A 20096-nucleotide genomic window follows, 5' to 3' on the forward strand; every position below is an offset into this window, starting at 1 on the left:
GGTTCAAAAATAATAGCTACATTTGGGCATTGAATTATTAATAATTTTAACCACTATGAGCAACAAAAAGAAAAGATTCATTCTCCCGGAAGAGGAAATCCCACAGTACTGGTATAACATACAAGCCGATATGGTGAACAAGCCCATGCCACCGCTTCACCCCGGCACCAAGCAACCGCTGAAAGCAGAAGACTTGTATCCTATCTTTGCCGAGGAACTCTGCCGCCAGGAACTGAATCAGACCGACACGTGGATTGAAATCCCCGAAGAGGTCCGCGAAATGTACAAATACTACCGCAGCACTCCGCTGGTGCGCGCTTATGGATTGGAGAAAGCGCTCGGCACACCGGCACATATCTACTTCAAGAACGAGAGCGTCAGCCCGATGGGCTCGCACAAGCTGAACTCCGCCATCCCGCAGGCATACTATTGCAAGCAGGAGGGAGTGACTAACGTGACCACCGAAACCGGTGCCGGACAATGGGGAGCTTCCCTGGCATATGCCGCCCGCCTCTTCGGACTGGAAGCCGCTGTCTATCAGGTAAAAATCAGTTACGAGCAAAAGCCCTACCGCCGCAGCATCATGCAGACATTCGGTGCGCAGGTTACCCCGTCTCCCTCCATGTCTACCCGCGCCGGAAAAGATATACTGACCGCCCATCCCAACTATCAGGGCTCGCTGGGAACAGCCATTTCCGAAGCTATAGAGCTGGCACAGACCACTCCCAACTGCAAATATACCCTCGGCTCCGTATTGAGCCACGTGGCCCTGCACCAGACCGTCATCGGACTGGAAGCCGAAAAGCAGATGGAAATGGCGGGTGAATATCCCGACACCGTCATCGCCTGCTTCGGAGGAGGTTCCAACTTTGGCGGTATCGCCTTCCCCTTCATGCGCCACAACATCCTCGAAGGAAAGAAAACACGCTTTGTCGCCGCCGAACCTGCCTCATGTCCGAAGCTGACACGCGGCAAATTCCAATACGACTTCGGCGACGAGGCCGGATACACTCCGTTGCTGCCCATGTTTACACTGGGACACAACTTTGCCCCTGCCAATATCCATGCCGGCGGCCTACGCTATCACGGTGCAGGTGTCATCGTATCACAACTGCTGAAGGACGGTTATATGGAAGCGGTGGACATCAAGCAGCTCGAATCATTCGACGCCGGTTGTCTGTTTGCGCAAGCAGAGGGCATCATCCCCGCCCCCGAGTCCTGCCATGCCATTGCCGCCACCATCCGCGAAGCAAACAAATGCAAGGAAACGGGTGAAGAGAAGGTGATTCTGTTCAACCTTTCCGGTCACGGACTTATCGACATGGCATCCTACGACAAGTATTTGTCCGGCGATTTAGTGAATTACGAGCTGACGGATGCCGACATCCAGAAGAATCTGGACGAGATAGGCAATCTGGCTTAATAGATATTCGCCATACTGACAAGCGGTTCATAGAGTTTCTCTATGTCCTGCGAGTCCATCTCAATCTGTACCTGGTCCCCCGGAATCAAACGAGTTCCCGTGGGGACCAGATTTTTTCCATCCCGATGTACATTGATGATGGCGCAACGTTCCGGCAGGGACAGTTCGTCCACCAGTTTCCCGTCCAGATAAGAATCCGTCATAATCTCCACTGAAAGCGTATAGCGTTTCTCTTCTTTAAAATCGGGAGCATGAATCATATCTTCATAGAGGGAGACGTTGGAAGGCTTCATTTGCAGAAGTTCCGTAAAATAGTAGGTCAACCCACCAACAACCACCGAAGGGTAAAAGACCTCGAAATGCCCCGTAATCTCCGTAATCAGCACAATGGCCGTGAGCGGTGTACGGACCACGGCCACCAGAAAAGCCGACATGGAAACAAGCATGACATAACTGACATTCTCTTGCCCGATGACACCGTACCTCACTCCTACCAGACCGACAATCTGTCCCAACAACCCTCCCGTAACCAGCGTCGGAATGAAACTGCCGCCCGGCAATCCGGAAGAGACAGAGAAAACTGAAAAGACAAAATGCAGCAACATGACGGCCGTCACCCACATAATCTGCGTACTGCCGTTCTGTGCCTGGGCCAGCAGAAACTGCTCCCCGCCTCCAGTCAGATTGACCTGCATCAGCGAAATGATGTAGGCCACCAGCACCAGATAGAACATCTTGACATACGCCGGAGAATTGACTTTGGCATACACATGCCTGAAAGCATTCATGGTGGAGGAGTAGAACTTCCCGCATACGGAGACAATCACCGCCAATATCAAGAAATACTTCATCTGGACAAAGAAGGCGAAAACCGGTTCCGTTACTTCTATCAGATGGTAAGGATTCACAGGAAAGACCATGCTTGCCACGGCTCCTGCCACAACACCCGCCAGCAAGGTAGTGATGGCCGTCTTAGGGGCATCGAAGCGTTCAATGGATTCTATTACAATGAGCGAGGAAGCCAGTGGCGCTGCAAAAGCCGCAGCGAGCCCCGCTCCCGCCCCGGCTGCCAGCAACTGTTTCTGTTCGCCTTTCAGGATATGAGTCCAGCGGGATACCAGGCTACCCACATAAGAGCCTATCTGCACGGAAGGCCCTTCGCGCCCCAAAGACAGCCCCGCCGAGAAGGACAGAATGCCCCCTACAAACTTGGATACCATCTCGATGAAAGGATGCCGGTAAGTGATGCGCCCGTTAATCACGCCGCGTGTCTGCGGAATACCTCCCCCACCGATAAGCGGCATTTTCCCCACGAGCCACATGACGAAGACGAGAATGCCCCAAGAAAACAGAAAGAGTGGAATGTGCCAGTACCAGGCCGGATGCGAAGCGAAGAAACCACTGCGGAGGTGGAACAGATAATAGAGAAGATAGTGATAGGGTACAGCGACCAGTCCCGTCAGCAAACCGACGAACATGCTGACGAAATACAACCGGGCATCCACCAGCTTCAACTTCCAGATGTGCCAGCCGCGTACTGTTTTCCAGTTCTTGACCCTCGTCCAAAGACGTTCTGCCTTATCCCATAGTTCCATAACAAAACAACTCCCGTTAACTTGCGCTTTACAACAACAAGCAACGGGAGTTGTTTTATACAGAAACATTATTTACCAAAATCTGTTCTTTGCAGGATTATACTCAAATCCCACGAGCTTCAATTTTCGTACAATGTCCTCTTTCTCTACGTTCATATCCTCGCAGAGCGCGTCCAGCGAAGGATAGAAATCACGCAGTTTCATGTTGATGAAGCTGTACAGCATCACCGGGTCCTCAGGTAATCTCATAGTTACAATCTTTAAATTTAAACTAATACCGGGGGCAAAATTACAATAAAAAAACAAAATAGAGATAATTTTAGTGTAGAATATACAACCTACCCGCCGCAAACGATTGAGGGCCATGTTTACGGAGCTTTCGTCTGCTCTATCTTCAAGGAGACCTTCTCGATAATCTTGCCAAGCTCCTCTTCCAGCGGAATCACATTAAAGTCGCCCCAGAAATCGGCATCATACTTGAAGTCGGTTTCAGAGAAGACGGTATGCACCGGCAACCGTTCCGCACGCGGGAAGCGCGTCACGTTCTCCCCGTCAATCCGGCAGGTCACCATCTCGAACCAGGTATACAGAGTGGGATTACTGAAGAGCATGCGTTTTCTCTTCATCTTGAAGTAAAGGTCGCCACGGATGTGGTGGACATAATAGGTACCGTTCCAGGGTTTGTATGAGACGGTATAGACAAGTTTCTCCGTTGTCAGCCTGATTTTCGGAGCCTGGCGTATCACGAAAAGCCGTGTGGCGGCCTTCACATACCGGGGATGAATTTCGAAGCGGGCACGCAGCAAGGCGCTGTTCTCCGAGTCTATATAGAGTTCTCCGCAGAACAAAGGCTCCTTTACCCCACGTTTCTGCTCAAAATAGACGACGTTGGCAGTACGGTCGTCCACCGATACGATGTCGCCCGAAGTATAGGTATAAAGTTCCTCGCCGGATTCCAGCAAGAGGAAGTCTGGAAGATTCTTCATGATGTCCAACTGCAGACATGCCTCCACCCCGGAGCTGATTTTGGCAAGCACACTGTCCGTCTGCTCCCGGTTATCTATCTTGCTCATCTTGAGCAGTTTCACCTGGTCTTTCTGTCCGGGTTCCATCGTCGGTGATTTGTAGACCTTGAAAACGGCCTCCGTCAGGCTCTGGAACTTGTTCTTCAGTTGTACACCTTCCCGGTAGAAGGTGGTCAGATAGACCGGAGAAGTGGAGCAGTTCCTATCCCGGTGCTCTATCATCTCGCGAAGCAGCTTTTTAGGCTCCACCAAGCGGATAAGCACTTCTTGCAAGGAAATGACTTTCGGCTCAAGGCTCAGGACATTGCTGCGTCCTTCCAAAGCAGAGGCTTCCACCGTTTGCCCCACATAACCCAGATGGGAGAAGGAGAGCATGCAGCGCCTCAACGAGTCGGGCAGGTTGAGCCGGAATTCACCGTTCTGGTTGGTAATGTTACCCAGTGAGGTTCCTTGTGCGATGACCGACGCACTGACGACGGGCTCTCCCGTCTCCTTGTCCAGCAGGATTCCGGCAATGGTGGAATATGCCGGTCGGGGCGGCAGGGGTACCGTTTCTTCCATACTCTTCCTTTCTGCCGCCCGTGTTATCAATATATGGTTGCCTAATACCTTCAATTCGAGGTTCCGGCTGCCGGTTATCCTATGAATGGCCTGCCTCACGGAACACTCCTGCTTCCTGACCCTCACCACTGAGTCGTTATGGATGACCTTACTATCATAGATAAACAGATAGCCGGACTGCTCCGAGACTTTCCCCAACAGCGCATAAACCGTTCCCTTCATTCCAGGCAGCCGGACGATGCGGTCCAGCACATCGCCTCCGTCCGCTCTTGCACTGCCTGCCAGGAAGAAAATGAAGAGTGGCAAATGGAGAATGAAGCATTTCATTGAATTCATTGTTCCGACAATATCAGTCTATTGCCCTGACGTGTACACTTCAAGTCGAACGTCCAGCATATCAGCTCGGCCACAGACTCCGGGGAGTTATTCGAAAATTCGACCGTCAGCCGCCGTTTGCCCAGGCTTGGCGACGCGGCTTCTATCTGCCAGCCGGCAGACTCCTTATTGATGGCACGCAGCACATCCTCCAGGCACTCGTCCTTGAAACGGATGTTGCTGGTGTAGCGGTCAAAGAGCTCCGGATTCTCCGTCTCGCTGACGAACAGACTGCCCCCCTGCAAGATAACCGTTTCTCCCGCCTCTACAAAGACCGTCTGTTCCTCTTGTTTCAGCAGCACCTTCACCTTCCCGCGCTTCACGGACAAGCTGAAGGGGACCCCTTCATTGCTCCTGACATTGAAAGCCGTGCCCAGTACCTCCACACGCACTCTCGCCGTCTCAATCGTAAAAGCCTGCTCGGGTTTCTTTGCCACATCAAAGAAGGCTTCGCCCTGCAGGTTCACTTCCCGCTTGTCTTCCGCAAAATGTTCGGGATACTTCAGCGTGCTTTCCTGCGCCAGATATACCACCGAACCGTCTTCAAGGGTCTTGACCAGTGTGGGCTTCTCCCGGTTCTCCTCCGTCAGCAAGCTACGACTGTCCCCACCTTGTTCCGGTACGGCCCACCATGCGGCAAAACATACGATTCCGGCAATCACGGCTGCCGAAACGCTCCCCCACTTGAGGTAAAGCCTGCGGTGCGTTGCCGAAGCGTGTTCCGCATCTGCCGGCAGCAGGCAGTCCGTTTCGAAGCGGGCATAAAGCCGTACCCATGCCTCGTCGGTCCTTGTCTTCTTTTTATCTACTTCCATCATTGTGTCCGGATATAATTATCAATTTCATTTCGTAAGGTTCGGAGTACCTTGGTCATTTCCGCTTCCACCGTCTTGACGGACAACGAAAGCGACAAGGCAATCTCTGCATATTTCTTCCCCTCCATGCGGTGCATCCTGAAAATCTGCTGCCGGCGCCGGGGCTGCTTGTCGAGCGTATGCCGGATGAGGGTCTGGAGTTCCTCGTACTCCAAATGCGCGTGGGGGTCGGACGAATAGCCCGGCCCGGACTCCGTACGGACAGATGCCCGATAGCGCTCCTTGACCTCCTGATGCTCACAAAACTGCACGGCTTCATTCCTCACAGAACGGTAGAGATAGCTTTTCACGGACTGGAATACTTGTAACCGCTCCCGATTCTTCCACAGCACGTAGAACAGCTCCTCCACAATTTCCTCGGCGGACGCCGTATCACCCGTGATGCCCGCAGCATACCAGCAAAGGGGGGAATAATACCGGCGGAAGATTCCTTCGAACGCCTTTATATCGCCCTCCTTTATTCTGGCCAGTATCATCAGTTCATTCAGCATACTATGTTGAGGTACAGCTTATCTTCTACAAAGATAAAGAAAACTATCAGATAATCAATTGGATTGCTTCCGCAATTTGCAGACTGCATTCTCCAGGGATTCCGTAGGTTCTATGATATTGTAGTTCCTCCAGAAGTCTTCGTTCCAGTACTCATCCACCAGGTCGTAGAATACCTGCTTCCGTTTGAAGGTGTTCTTGTTGGAGATGCCGGAGAGAGGGCTTTCCGTCCTGTCGGTCACCACCATTTCAGAGAAAGCGGTGTAGCTGGAGGAGAACAGCCTTTTTTTCCAGTCGCATTTAAAGCGGATGACATTCCGTATATAGTTCAGGTAAGTCTTGGCCCCCTGCTGCTTGTAGGTCACCAGATAGGTGACTTCCTGCGGGCGGAACCGTAAGCCGACGGGCTTCTTATGCAGAATGGCCTCCACTGCCTTCACCCGATTTGCCATGTCCAGGCCAAACTCGGCACGTGTAAAGGAAAGCCGTTCGTAGTCTATATACAGTTTCCCGATGAACAAGGCATACATCAGGCTGACCCGCGGACGGAAGCTGACCACATACTGCATGCGGTTATCCAAATTGACGGGGTCCTCCATACGGAATTCATAATAGTCCAGATTGTCCGTGCTCAACAGCGCATCGCCATTCTTCACAATGTCCAGATAAAGGGACAAATTGGGACCTCCCACCACTTTCACAGCCAGCGTGTCACTCTGCTTTTGGCTCAGCAGGCGGCGGCCTTTCAGCAGCTGCACCTTGTCGCGGTCTACATCGCGGGAGTTATAATCCGTCTTATAGACATCCATCACTGCCTCGGACACGCTGATATAGCGGCGGCGCTTCTGCACGGTTTCCCGATAGAAGGCGGTCAGCATGTTGTCATTGCCAGAATAATTTACTGGAATTTTCTTGATGGCCTCTTCCACTATGACGCGGGGATTATTGCCATAGACCACAATCTCGCTCAAAAGATTGGGGGCCGGTATCATCCAGATGGTCAGCTCGCCCGTTTTTTCAAGTTCTTCCAGAGAGAGGTGTGTAGTGAGATAGCCGATATGGGAGACTTCCAGTCCACGGAAAGCTTCCGCTTCCGCTACTTTCAAGGAGAATGTGCCGTCGGCATTGGTCACCGTTCCGATATTGTTGCCGACAACAGAGACGTTCACGTTTTCGAGTTTCTTCCTGCTGTCCTTGTTCTTGACCGTACCGGTGATGACGAGCTCGTTCACTGCCGCGTCCTGCGCCATCAACGGGGTGATACCCGAAGATAAGAATGCAAACAAACACCCAAGTGTAAATCCTACAAAGTTTTTCATAAGGCATGTTTTTAAGGGGTTTCTATTAATAAGAGCGGTGAGGAAGATAAAACCCTATAGAATGGAGAGAAAAATACAAAAAAAGTAGCACGTTGATAATCAGAGAGAAATTTTGCCAAGACATTGCCATAGGTTTGGCAAAACTTTGCCATGCCTATGGCAAAAGTTTGCCAACGCGGTGGCAAAGTCTTGCCAATAGTAAGGCAAAAACTTGTCAAGCTGTCGGCAATAGCTTAGTTGAATTGTTGGGGCTTCCGCTGGCTCAGAATAACGTAGATGATGACCGGCGCACCGATAATGGGCGTGACGGCATTCAAGGGAATAATACCCGCTTCGCCGGGCAAGACGCAAATCAGATTGCAAAGCAGTGCCACTGCACCGCCACTCAGGATGGTAACCGGCAATAGGGAATTGTGATTGGTTGTCCCCAATATCATGCGGGCCACATGCGGCACGGCCAGGCCAATAAAGGCGACCGGACCACAGAAAGCGGTGGTGACAGCCGTCAAGAGCCCGGTGATAATCAAAAGCCAGTTGCGCACACGGCGGATATTGACACCTAGATTTTCGGCATAGCGCTCTCCCAGCAACAAGGCGTTCAGGGGCTTTATCAACAATAATGAGCCGAACAGTCCCACAATGGTGACCAGCGCAAAGGCCGGCATCTGCTGTAGGGAAACTCCACCGAAGTTGCCCAGCCCCCATATCATATAGGACTGCACCCCCTCTGCCGTAGCAAAGAAGTTCAGCAGGGCAATGGCCGAAGAAGCGATGTAGCCTATCATGATACCCGTTATCAGCAGCATGATATTGCTCTTTATCAGCGTGGAAAAGAAAAGGATAAGTACCATAATCAGCATGGCTCCGATAAATGCGCCAAGCAGCACGGAGAAGAAGCCGGACAGACTGAACGCCCCTGCCGTGATGCTACCGCCAAACAGCAGCATGACGAAGGCCACTCCCAGACTTGCCCCGGCGTTGATGCCCAGAATGGATGGTCCTGCCAGCGGATTCTTGAAAGCCGTCTGCAACATCAGTCCGCAGACAGCCAATGCGCCACCGCAAAGCAGCGCCGTCAGCGCTTGGGGCAAACGGGATTCCCAAAGGATGAAGCTCCAGCTTGCCTTCTCCCCCTCTCCACCGAGCAGGATACGGAAAACATCGGCAGGCGGAATCGAAACCGACCCTACCAGCAGATTGCCCGCAAAAAGCAATAAGATTACTACTCCCAACCCGATACCATATTTCCAGCCTTTACTCATAGTTACATTATTTAGCACACAGAGACACGGAGGCACAGAGTTTTCTATTACTTTCACAAAAGTTCCGTATCTCTGTGTTCATCACTCCTTCAGTCTGCAAAAATAGCGCAAGCCTCCCAAATCTCCTATTTCGGGATGCAGAATCTGTATCAGGTCGGATAACAAATAATCGGGACGGAACGGAGTCTCCTCGTAGAAAGGAACTTTCGCCGTATTACAACCATAGACATTCCGGGTCTTGAAAGCCTTGAAACCGGTGTAGCCGATATAATCCGCCTCCAAATCAGCATAGCTCATGTCGCGGTCACGGTTGTACTTCACCAGCCAGACGTCGGCATCGCCCGCCTTGTCGAAAACGGTCTCGAAAGCCAGAGGAACAGAGCCGCTGTGGGTATCGTCGGCAAAAGCGTAACGCCCGCAAGCATCCTGAAAAAGCCTTCCTATGGTGCTACGCCCTCCCGGCACGTACCATGCCGAGCCGCTTTTCAACTCACTGACAACGGAGAACGAGGTGGATGAAAGTTGCGCACGCATCTTGAGGCGTTGGTAACAACTGTCCACTTCAGCAAAAAGGTTGTCGGCTTGTGGCGCAACCCCGAAGAGCAGTCCGTAGAAACGCATCCACTCGGCACGTCCCAAAGCGGAGGTTTCCATGTAGTCGGCACATTCGATGATGGGAATATCCAGTTTCTCGATACGGCCATAACCGCCACTGTTCTCGAACGGAGACAGAAGGATGGCATCGGGATGCAGGTCGATGATGCGCTCCATATCGGGATTCATACCGTCGCCACAATCGGCGATGGTGCCCCGGCGGCAGGCTTCGTGAACGGTGGGCAGTTTGATGTACTTCAAGTCGCAGACACCGCCGATGCTACCAAACACACCCAGATTATCCATCAGTCCGCAGTGGACGGAAGAGTAGATGACTGATTTGGAGAGCGGGGTACGTACCACAGTACCTGCCGGAAGATGTGCCGGGAGTTCGCGGTCTTTCGGGACCAGTATATAGGTATGTAGCGTGTGCAACGTATCCCAAGGATTGCGCAAGGTGGCAAGGGTATAGCCGGGATAGGACACTAAGGTAAGATTCTCTGCATAACGTAAGGGAATGGTGTCACCGTTGGCCAAAGCAGAGGCAGTCTTGCCCCTTCCTCCGCAGGAGGAAAGAAACAGGACTGCGAACAGACAGATAAGTAAACTATTTCTTTTCATTGATATTAATTGAAGAAGATAGCAGAATTAGGATTCATACCTCCTGCATCGAACTGCTCTATAAAGGTACCGTCTTTCTTGAAACGATAAATGGTGCCGTTCGTGGTATATTCAGAAGTACCAATATAGAAATCACCGTTATTATCATTTACTTCCAACATATAAATCGTAGAAGTTTTCAACTTTTCCGGTATATCCTTCAAGAAAGAAGCTTCATCCATCTTTCCAGTCTTTATATTATAAGTAAAAAAAGAAGCGGTAGGATTGGTGTAATTTGAATAAGTCAAATAGAGAATATCATCAGTAGCACACATACGGGTGGCACTGCCTAATTCCGTCACCTTATTGTTGGCAGCAGGGTCTATCATCTGTAATGAATAGCCAATATCAACATAATTACCCCATGAAATCAAAAAAACCTTATCATCCTCTTCAACCAAAGCATTGGGGTTCAAACCTACCGTCAACGTCTCTTTCAACTTGAAAGTACGCAAATCTATCACCTTTACGTCATTGTGATAAGTGCTCCAATCAGCAGTACAGCTATTCGCCACATAAAGCATATCCTCGCAGATTGCCACACCTTCCAGATTGTCGCCAAGTCCGGTCAATTTATCCACTACCTCCAACGTTTTCGCATTGATTTTAGCTACAGCTCCTCCGTAGAAGGAAGCATAGATATATCCATCCTCAGCATCGATATAACGAATGCCTGCACTGAGGTCGTTGTCGTCTACAAACGAAACACGTTTCAACTCCACACCCGCAGCATTCAGCTTAGTCAGATAATTGGAACCACTTACAGCTATATATATTTCATCTTCATACTCAATCATACTCTGACCAAGGTCACCCAACTTGGCGTTGTTTTGAGTCTGGTAAATATCACTGATGAAATCCGCATCCTTATTGGGTGCATAAAAGGCAAGTCTTGCGTTATTAGCTCCCCAACCACCCTCATTCAGAATATAAACACGCGTCTGCGGCAGTGTCACCTTCGACCCGCCGTCATCCAGAGAATCGTCATCGTCGTCACTACAAGATGCCAAAGAGGCACCCAAAGCAAGCATGCAGAGCATACCGAATAATAAACTTCTTACTTTCATAATCACAGTTGTTATTGTTTATAATTAGTTTTTGTTGTTCATAAATAGATTATTCAAAACTTGAAAGTACCCGTCAACCGCCACGAACGACCCGGCATAGGATAATATTTTATCACGTCATACTGTTCATCTGTCAGATTTATAATCTCGGCCTGCAACAGAAGCCGGCAACCGCCCAAAGCAAACTCATGAGAGAGGCTCATCGTATGCTCCAGATAGCCTTCAATCTCATTCTCCGGAATGTTCTGCGACAAATAGTAACGCTTTCCCACTCCTACCGCCGAGTAGCCCACATTCACCCACGGCGTTTCCACAATGACAGACGCGTTTCCGCTATGAAGAGGAGTATAAGGCAATTGGTCCTTATAGTTCTTCGCGTCGGAATCGGTCAGGTCAATGGCCTTTTGCCATGTATATCCGCCCGACATAATCAGTCTTATTTTCTCCGTCAATGGAACGGTTGCCGCCAAAGTAGCATCCACACCTGCGGCATGCACCTTGCCGTAGTTCGCCATCTTCCACGCATAGGTGGTGGGAAAAGCCACAATCTTATCCGTCACATCATTATAGTAACCGTCGAGCGTAACGGAGATATAGTCGAACACAGACAATCCGGATTTGCTCCATGTGATACCGACATTATATTCGTCTGCCTTCTCGGGTCGCAGATTACGGTTGCCCAGCCGGTAGTAATAGAGGTCGTTGAAAGTGGGCAGACGGAACGTACTCTTATACATCAACCGGAAATACAGCGACTCGTCCTGCCAAGGCTGCATACTGACTGATAAAGAGGGGGCAAAGCGATGGAAGTCATCGGGGACCGTACCTTTCTCGGCATGCTCCGAAGTGGCAGTATGCACCAGCGAAGCCGTGGCCGTGAGCCATCCTTGCCGGTAGCGTGCATTGAAGGCACTGATGGAAGTATATCTTGTAGGGAAAGGACATTCCGGCAAACTGTTGCGCAACTTGTTTATCACCCCATCCTGCGCCAACGAAAGGGTCAAAGCTTCCAAAGGACGGTAGAGAACGGTCGCGGAAATATAATATTCGTCTTGCCGGTGATTTTCCCGATAATATCCGTCGGCATATTCCTTGCCCTCATCCTTATATTGGTTCCAGCCATGATTATACTTTGCCTGTGCCTGCAAACTCCACCGGGGCGAAAAATGCTTCCTATAACGTGCCTGCACAAAAGTATTCTCATCCCAAAGCGTTTCATCGGAAAGGGGATTATAGAGCGTAACCGCCCCTGGAAGTCCCCGGCGGGAATAGAAGTAGTAACCCTTCACATCCAGTTCGCTGTCATCCTTGAAAGTATGATAAAAGGTAGCTTCGCCCTGCCAGGAATAGATGCCGGAGTTGTTACGTTTCTCTTCCGTCACGTATTTCCCATTGACCAGCGTGAAAGGGTAATTACCGTCCGCCCTCATATAACCGGCATCTACCGCCACGCGTGTACGGCAGCCCAGTTTCTGCCACCAGCGCAGCGAGGGGCTGACCATGCCGAACGACCCTCCGCGCACCCGTGCCTGAAAAGCGGCATTGCGCCCGTCATCAAAATGAGGTTTTTCCGTCTCTATGCCCAGCACACCGGCCGACGCATACAAGCGGGCGGACTGTAACAAGTCCTCCGACTGCCCGATGGCGAGCGAAAGCATGGAAACATTGTCCAGCGAAAAACGCCCGATATCTATCTGCCCTGCCTGACAATTGCTCACCGCCACCCCGTCATAACTGACAGCTGTATGGGCTGCTCCCATATTGCGTATGGAAACCGTTTTCAGTCCTCCAATGCCTCCATAGTCCTTTACATTGGCTCCGGCAAAACGGCGTACAGCATCTGCCATATTCTGTATTCCCAGCTGGCTGATATCCTGCCGTGACATTGTCTGTATGGGTACGGCAGAAGTCACTTTATTGGGCGACCTGCGTGCTGTCACTGTCACTTTCTCTATCTGATGCACTTTCCCCGTAATCGTATCTCCCCCCACCTCCTGGGCAGAGAGCCGGAGTATACTTGCACCCAATGAAACAGCACAGACCAGTAATACCTTAGTCCTTCCTGACATAGAATAAATGAAGATTATCTTAAACCATTTGCGCACTGCCCACTTTCCTCGAATGGACAATTTTTCGACTTTGTTTTGCAGGTCTTCTGACTCGTTCCCGGTACATCGCCTTCCCGTTCTTTCCGAAGAACAGTGGCACAAGTATGATACACCGAGCATGGAACTCACAGCAGCGGGACTGTTCGGGACTTTCACCCGATTCCCTTTTCATCCGCTTCTCCGGATAGAGAACGCGGAACAAAACGTGGACAAAGATAGGATAAATAAAAGAAGTTTCAGTAAACAATAAAACGAATATTACCGTTTTAACAGTCATTTTTTTAACTTTGTAACATAATAACCCCAAAATCGAGTTGCCATGAAATATAAGTTATTGGTTCTTGATGTAGATGGAACGCTACTCAATGATGAAAGAGAAATTAGTAAAAGGACATTAGCTGCTCTGCTAAAGGTCCAGCAAATGGGAGTGCGCATAGTTTTGGCATCCGGTAGGCCGACTTATGGACTGATGCCACTGGCCAAAACCCTCGAACTCGGCAATTATGGAGGGTTTGTTCTCTCCTATAATGGTTGCCAGATAATAAAAGCACAGAACGGAGAAATATTGTTTGAACGACGCATCAATCCGGAAATGCTGCCTTATCTGGAAAAGAAAGCCCGCAAGAACGGCTTTGCCATCTTCACCTACCACGATGATACCCTCATTACGGATAGTCCGGACAATGAATATATAAAGAATGAAGCCCTGCTAAACAATTTGAAGATAATCAGGGAAGATGAATTCTCTACTGCCATAGACTTCGCGCCTTGCAAGTGCATGCTGGTGAGTGATAAGGAAAAAGCTCTGATAGGGCTGGAACAACATTGGGAAAAACGCCTGGCAGGTACTCTGGATGCTTTCCGTTCCGAGCCTTACTTTTTAGAGGTGGTGCCCTGCGGAGTCAATAAAGCGAATACGTTAGGCGCCCTATTAGAGCATTTGGGAGTAACACGGGAAGAAGTCATTGCCGTTGGAGATGGCGTATGCGATGTGACCATGCTCCAATTGGCCGGCATGGGGGTAGCTATGGGACATTCACAAGATTCTGTAAAGGTCTGTGCAGACTATGTGACTGCATCGAATGAAGAAGATGGAGTGGCCCTGGCCGTAGAAAAACTAATATTGGCAGAAGTGCGTGCAGCAGAGGTGCCTCTTGATTTACTGAACGAACGGGCACGACACGCATTGATGGGAAACTTGGGCATTCAATACACATACGCTTCGGATGAGCGCGTAGAAGCAACCATGCCGGTCGACTACCGTACCCGCCAACCCTTCGGCATTCTGCATGGCGGTGCCACCCTTGCCTTGGCAGAAACCGTTGCCGGGCTCGGCTCCATGATTATCTGCGAATCTGATGAGATTGTCGTGGGAATGCAAGTCAGCGGAAATCATATTTCTTCTGCACACGAAGGAGATACCGTAAGGGCAGTGGCAACCATCGTTCATAAAGGGCGTTCATCCCATGTGTGGAATGTGGACGTATTTACTTCCACCAATAAACTGGTCTCCTCTATACGGGTAGTGAATAGTGTTATAAAGAAAAGATAAAATAACTGTTATAAACTACGTAATGTAAATGCATGAAAATCAAAAAGGAACGAGGGGGTTAACCAATTCCTCGGTTTTATCCTTACCTTTGTAAATTATATTAGAGTGTTATACCCGAACAACAAAAAGAAAACGATGCAGATACGCAACAATACATTGATAACGGAATGTTCAGCTTATGATTTCAAGGAAATGTTGGGACGTAAGAAAGTGAAGTCATGGCTTAAATCCGTGTCGGCTTTTGCCAATACGGAAGCATCTTCTTTCTTCACTACATTCTATAATCTGAATTGGGGAAAGAACGAAAGAATACCCGTAGAAGAAGTGGCCGAAAGGGTAAATAGTCCCCTCAAAAAGTATCCTGCAAACGAAGAAAGTTCGGTCGAAAAGTTCGGTGTAAATGCGAAAATGTTCGGTGTAAACGACAAAAGTTCGGAGAGAGCACAGATGCCCCTAAAAACATAGGAAAGACAGCACAGAAGATTATCGATTTCGTCATTTCCGTTCCTCCTATGTCAGCCGAAACTATGGCTTACAAGATTGGTATAAGTTCTCGTGCCGTAGAAAAACAAATTGCAAAATTGCGGTCTATGGATATCTTATCTCGTGAAGGTGAGAACTTTGGTGGCTATTGGCGCATTGTCATTAATCCTCAAACTGAAAAATAAGTATATAAGACTGACTTGAAATTCAAAAACACAAGAGGCGTGCAACTTAATGGATTACACGCCTCTTTTTTCTATAAAATCACCTATTGCAACTTACTTCACTTCCTCAAAAGTAAAAACACTGTAAATCAGCAAGTTACATAGAATCCGTGCCAAAATCGTGCCAAAAAACACAATAAGTATCTATTAGCATATCAAAAATAGCACAAGTTACTACAGTTATTATAATAAATCAATGATTATAGGAAAATCACCTATAACTACCTATACTTCATCACTATAGATAACAATTGTCTGTGCAAAGATAAAGCTTTTCAAGATATAAACAACAATAAGTATATCAGAAAATCAATAAATATATAGCCATCTTAATAAATCATCAATTGAATGTATTTTGATTAGTTAGAAGTTTATTAAATTAAACTTTTATAGATATTCCAATACATTCTCACTATGATTTGCATAATTAGTTCATTATATCAAACTATGGAGTTTTACAAAGTATTAAAAAGCAGAAGAAGCATCCTCAGAATTTCGCAAGAGAATTTAGCTGAAATATCAGAGATAAGTTTATCCACGATCAAGAACATTGAACGAGGAAAAGGAAACCCTTCCTTAAAAACAATAGAAAAAATTTGCGAAGTACTTGGGCGAGAAATTTGCCTTAATGTAAAGAAAACAACAAGCTAAAAAAGTAACACCTATGAGAGAATTAAAAATATTCTGTAATCATATTTACGCCGGATTACTTACTGAACATTCAAAACAAGAATATACGTTTTGTTATGATGATGGTTATTTTATCAATCCTTCCCTTCCTGCCATCTCATTGACTTTACCTAAGTCTCACCAATCGTACACAAGCCAATACTTGTTCCCCTTCTTTACAAATTTACTACCTGAAGGAGCAAATAAGAAAATCTTTTGTCGATTATGTAAGATAAACGAAGAAGATTACTTCAGCATATTATCGGCGCTTGAAAGAAAAGATATGCTCAGGAGTTAATACACCAAACTTTTCTTCAATTTTATCACCATTTTCTTTGAGAATGCACATAAACACATTATCTTTATGCACATTAAGACCACATACGTTCCTCATATAATTAGTACTATTTTTTAGCACTTGAAAGATACTAAATGTTCGGGAATCTCGAAATATGAACGAACGGAGTGGTCTTTATTTTTATTGAACACGCTTATAAATCAAGTTTTTTATATAAGTTTGCATTAGAAAACAACGTATGAAAAGAATGCAATTATGCTAGCTATCACATTCATCAGTCCAAAGATTAATGCGGGGAAATTACGGCTTCCTGCAAACAGCTTATCAGAAATAATACCCCAAAAAACGGTATCGACTATTCCACAAATGGAACTTATGGAAATAATAAAACTGGCATCCAACGTGGAATAACCTTTCTCCGCTTCTAAATAGAACACTCCCCAGCTATTCACTGCATATCGGCTGATATACATGAAAGCACTGCTAAGTGTCAATATCTAAATGGCAGGATTACGAAGTACCGCTTTCTGGACACGACTAAATTCTTCCTACTGTTTCTTGGCATTACCATTGGGAGCGGGTGCCTCGTTGCCCAACAAGCCCCCTTGGCTTTGAGGAGTATACCTCATAAAGGTAATCATCATCAGGAACCCAAGCAAGCCGATACCCCCTGCACCAATCATTCCATACCTCCATCCCATCCAACCTACAATCAAGGCGATTGTCATGAAAGTAAAAGCCTCACCGATGTTATGGCTGACCGACCAGAAGCCATAATAGGTTCCGCATTCTTTACTGTTGTACCAGCGACTCAAGGAAACAACTCCCGATGCAGCCCCCATTGACTGAAACCATCCATTCAATCCCCAAAGAAGGACGAAGGCATAAAAAGAGTTTGTAAACCCCAATAGCAAATGAATTAAGGCAGAACAGAGCAGGTCGGTTGACATGAAGCGCCTTACATTACTACGGTCGGCCAGAAAACCATTTGTCAACTTTCCTACGGCGTAGACAAAGAAGAGGCAGGAACCGATGATACCTAGTTCTGTTTCCGAAAACACACCGTCTTCTACAATAGGTTTACGTACAATATTCATACTCAGGCGACATACGTAATAAATACCATATAAAACGTTTGGAGTCATTGCATGTTCTTACAGCTTTCTTTTCATATCTACTATTTAAGTTAATAATTTGATAATCAGATGTAAATTCATAAAAACAGAACAGCGTTTTCTCTGTTTAAAAAATTATAAATATTTTATTTTTGAACCATTAATAGCCGCAAGCATCTCAATTTTACAGAATGCACTCCTGCTATTGTACAAAGTTTGTTTTGCAATAAATGTATCCATCTTGTTTTAGTCCCTCAAATTCCATGAATTCATAATATTTTACCTGTATACAATATACCAAAAAAGCCAGTTACCTACTGGCTACATTCCAAACCTACTACTCCCCCCATATAAAAACCGCTGGCTCACGTATCCAACGGTTCACAACAGTCTATCTCCTGCTATTGCTATTTGTTTTCTCACTATCCCTTCTAGCTAAAGGAAGCAACAGCCGTTCCACAAGTGCTTTCTTATCCTCCGTAGGCATCTTGTTTCTGCCCTTAGCTATGATTTCAGCGGCCAAATCACTTTTACGACCGGCAATATATTTTTGCCGTTTTCCGTTAATCATTGCTTCTATGCGGAAGTCATGCCGAGTATTCTCTATGATGTAACCTCCGATACCTGTAAGTTGTCTTCTGTTTCATACGGCTCTACAAGTGTAGGCAAATAATGCCTCATAGCCTCTCCTATCTCCAGAGGCACCAAGCCCGAAAGATATTGCTCTATACGGTTCTTCCAGTAGTCGTCTATCTGCAGGTCAGAGGCATGATCATAGAAATGGCCGATGGCAATACCCACTTCATCTATTATCTTTTTTGCATTCTTTATACCGTTCAGCTTCGCAAACTGTAGCAGGTCATCTTCTACTATTTCATCATTCTTTCCGGCAATACTCATACAGTGTATGTTTTCGTATGCTGCACCGTCCAAATTAGTGGTAAATGTTACATCGTATGCCGGAGTAATATGCCATTTCCCGTCTTTCTCCATCAGGAAAGAAAAATTCTTGATGTGGTCATCCACATTACCACCCATTACATTGAATACCATCCGGCGGTAGAGTTCCGATTGCTCACTGGCCGGAATATTCAGCCTCCGGCACACTTCGAACAAATCTTCATAACTAGTTGCATCGGGATTCATCGCAGCAAGCGTCTGAGTGTGTACTTTCTCCCCGTTTATCCTGTCATAGCGTTCCGTCAGAAAGTGATATTTCCCCTCTATCTCAATAAGCCGCGAGGGCATCATGGTCACTCCGGCTTCCTTTGCCATCTCATAGTACGCCATTTCCATTTGTGTAAAAGGAAAATCTTCTCCTTCCGAAAATTTCAGGATGTAATAAGTATAGGCTTCGGGCAAGGGCACCTGGCCCGAGCGTATATCATGTGTGGTTTCATGAATGGCGATAATGGCTTTCGGATGCTGTCCCCCGGCAGAAGTTCCTACCTCATAGATACTTTGCAGATGCAGCGTCTCGTCTTCTTGCACCGACACCTCTTCCCGTTCTTCAAAAATACGGCGTGACAGTTGGTACAAGCTGTCTATCTGAAGAGCAGAAGAAGATTCCAGTCCGGGAGTAGCCGGAACGAACTCAAAAGCCCCCATCCCTCGTTTCCCGATGAAAGAGAGCTTATCTACCGGAGTGAGCATACGTTTCGGGATACGGTTCTGCGCGGCCCACCGGTCAAAAACCATATTTCCCCACCGGTCAGGCAAAGAATCTGCCAAAAACGGCGGCAATCCCTGATAGAGTTTATCCTTATTGCCGGATATAGGCATACCTTTTGCTGCCCCCCCTTTACAGAAGCGGTCAACGGAGCTATTTCCAAGCCTTTCTTTACGAAATCCGGATGATAATTGAAGATGGCCCTTCTGTTCCTTTCGTCCCAATAAAGCTTCCCTACCTCTTCATCCCATAGCATAACATTCACAATATTATTTTCCATGTCTCACCCTTTTCGTTTTTTTACTCTTCATTTCTTCCAGCACGTATGCCGAAACAGGTATTTCCGGCAACAGCTCATCCATTTGTTCCAGACAGTCCGCTACCCGTAGGAGCGCAAGAAAATTACCCATGTTGATGTTACAGGCATTTCCATTCTCAAACTGCCGTAAAGTAACAAGGCTTACACCGGCCTGCTCGGCGGCCTCTTTTTGGGTGAGCTTGCCAGCCAGCCTGTATTCCTTGAATCTTCTGCCCAACTCCGCAATAATCTCCGGATTGGACATCGCCCGGGTTATAGAATTTGTCATCATAGCACAAAGGTAAATATATTAACGCTTAAATCCAAATATAGTATCTAATAATTAATATATTTACCATTATACTCAAAAACTACTTCTGCAAAAAGAACCTCTCAGGCGAAGTATACCGAACCCATATCCGGCATATAGCATTT

Annotated in this window: 15 protein-coding genes, 4 pseudogenes and 1 riboswitch; of the genes and pseudogenes, 5 read left to right on the forward strand and 14 right to left on the reverse strand. The window is 47.5% G+C overall.

Annotated features, from left to right (window positions below; genetic code table 11):
- Positions 1-55 precede the first annotated feature (55 nt).
- The gene (locus ACESTD_RS14375; RefSeq protein WP_005831725.1) at positions 56-1423 is read left to right on the forward strand and encodes a TrpB-like pyridoxal phosphate-dependent enzyme; all 1368 of its coding nucleotides are present in this window, start codon (positions 56-58) and stop codon (positions 1421-1423) included.
- On the opposite strand, the gene ACESTD_RS14380 is transcribed toward ACESTD_RS14375, so the two are convergent.
- From ACESTD_RS14380 to ACESTD_RS14425, 10 genes are all read right to left on the reverse strand, one after another.
- Positions 1420-3018, reverse strand: a complete 1599-nt coding sequence (locus tag ACESTD_RS14380; protein WP_120381553.1) for a ClC family H(+)/Cl(-) exchange transporter — start codon at positions 3016-3018, stop codon at positions 1420-1422. The genes ACESTD_RS14375 and ACESTD_RS14380 overlap by 4 nt on opposite strands.
- Positions 3019-3090: 72 nt before the next feature.
- Entirely contained in the window at positions 3091-3267 is a 177-nt protein-coding gene (locus ACESTD_RS14385) for a DUF4250 domain-containing protein (RefSeq protein ID WP_005832662.1), read from the reverse strand.
- Between the two features lie 119 nt (positions 3268-3386).
- On the reverse strand, positions 3387-4940 hold the full coding sequence (locus tag ACESTD_RS14390; protein WP_118273954.1) for a carboxypeptidase-like regulatory domain-containing protein: 1554 nt from the start codon (positions 4938-4940) through the stop codon (positions 3387-3389).
- Positions 4937-5797 carry a FecR family protein gene (locus tag ACESTD_RS14395; RefSeq protein WP_373158958.1) on the reverse strand — a complete coding sequence of 287 codons (861 nt, stop codon included), beginning with the start codon at positions 5795-5797 and terminating at the stop codon, positions 4937-4939. Before ACESTD_RS14395 ends, ACESTD_RS14390 begins: the two co-directional genes overlap by 4 nt.
- On the reverse strand, positions 5794-6345 hold the full coding sequence (locus ACESTD_RS14400) for an RNA polymerase sigma-70 factor (protein ID WP_005832667.1): 552 nt from the start codon (positions 6343-6345) through the stop codon (positions 5794-5796). Before ACESTD_RS14400 ends, ACESTD_RS14395 begins: the two co-directional genes overlap by 4 nt.
- Before the next feature lie 54 nt (positions 6346-6399).
- The gene (locus ACESTD_RS14405) at positions 6400-7662 is read right to left on the reverse strand and encodes a carboxypeptidase-like regulatory domain-containing protein (RefSeq protein WP_005832669.1); all 1263 of its coding nucleotides are present in this window, start codon (positions 7660-7662) and stop codon (positions 6400-6402) included.
- A 233-nt stretch (positions 7663-7895) separates the two neighbouring features.
- Positions 7896-8924: an iron ABC transporter permease gene (locus tag ACESTD_RS14410; RefSeq protein ID WP_005832671.1), complete on the reverse strand. Its 1029-nt coding sequence runs from the start codon at positions 8922-8924 to the stop codon at positions 7896-7898.
- Between the two features lie 81 nt (positions 8925-9005).
- Positions 9006-10139, reverse strand: coding sequence for an ABC transporter substrate-binding protein (locus ACESTD_RS14415; protein WP_035448897.1), 1134 nt, complete (start codon positions 10137-10139; stop codon positions 9006-9008).
- Positions 10140-10144: 5 nt separating this feature from the next.
- Entirely contained in the window at positions 10145-11245 is a 1101-nt protein-coding gene (locus ACESTD_RS14420) for a YncE family protein (RefSeq protein WP_005831744.1), read from the reverse strand.
- Between the two features lie 53 nt (positions 11246-11298).
- Complete coding sequence (locus tag ACESTD_RS14425) at positions 11299-13314, reverse strand: TonB-dependent siderophore receptor (RefSeq protein ID WP_195288803.1); 2016 nt, start codon at positions 13312-13314, stop codon at positions 11299-11301.
- 58 nt (positions 13315-13372) lie between these two features.
- A riboswitch (cobalamin riboswitch) is annotated at positions 13373-13572 on the reverse strand.
- 100 nt (positions 13573-13672) lie between these two features.
- Here ACESTD_RS14425 and ACESTD_RS14430 point away from each other — a divergent pair.
- From ACESTD_RS14430 to ACESTD_RS14445, 4 genes and pseudogenes are all read left to right on the forward strand, one after another.
- Positions 13673-14905, forward strand: a complete 1233-nt coding sequence (locus ACESTD_RS14430; RefSeq protein ID WP_005832678.1) for a Cof-type HAD-IIB family hydrolase — start codon at positions 13673-13675, stop codon at positions 14903-14905.
- 129 nt (positions 14906-15034) lie between these two features.
- Positions 15035-15573 (forward strand): annotated as a pseudogene (locus tag ACESTD_RS14435) (transcriptional regulator); the annotation flags it as partial.
- A 486-nt stretch (positions 15574-16059) separates the two neighbouring features.
- A complete protein-coding gene (locus tag ACESTD_RS14440) occupies positions 16060-16263 on the forward strand; it encodes a helix-turn-helix transcriptional regulator (protein ID WP_195288804.1) in 204 nt (67 codons plus the stop codon).
- A gap of 13 nt (positions 16264-16276) precedes the next feature.
- On the forward strand, positions 16277-16579 hold the full coding sequence (locus tag ACESTD_RS14445; RefSeq protein WP_195288805.1) for a HipA N-terminal domain-containing protein: 303 nt from the start codon (positions 16277-16279) through the stop codon (positions 16577-16579).
- On the opposite strand, the pseudogene ACESTD_RS14450 reads toward ACESTD_RS14445, so the two are convergent.
- The 4 genes and pseudogenes from ACESTD_RS14450 to ACESTD_RS14465 form a co-directional block, all read right to left on the reverse strand.
- Positions 16568-16675, reverse strand: a pseudogene (locus ACESTD_RS14450) (IS110 family transposase); the annotation flags it as partial. The gene ACESTD_RS14445 and the pseudogene ACESTD_RS14450 sit on opposite strands and share 12 nt — an antisense overlap.
- Positions 16676-16839: 164 nt before the next feature.
- Positions 16840-17724, reverse strand: a pseudogene (locus ACESTD_RS14455) (MFS transporter); the annotation flags it as partial.
- Positions 17725-18085: 361 nt separating this feature from the next.
- A pseudogene (locus tag ACESTD_RS14460) lies at positions 18086-19643 on the reverse strand (type II toxin-antitoxin system HipA family toxin).
- Positions 19633-19953 carry a helix-turn-helix transcriptional regulator gene (locus ACESTD_RS14465; RefSeq protein WP_195288814.1) on the reverse strand — a complete coding sequence of 107 codons (321 nt, stop codon included), beginning with the start codon at positions 19951-19953 and terminating at the stop codon, positions 19633-19635. The pseudogene ACESTD_RS14460 and the gene ACESTD_RS14465 overlap by 11 nt, the downstream one beginning before the upstream one ends.
- Positions 19954-20096: the final 143 nt, after the last annotated feature.

The organism is Bacteroides sp. AR20, assembly GCF_964250605.1.
Lineage (GTDB): Bacteria > Bacteroidota > Bacteroidia > Bacteroidales > Bacteroidaceae > Bacteroides > Bacteroides uniformis.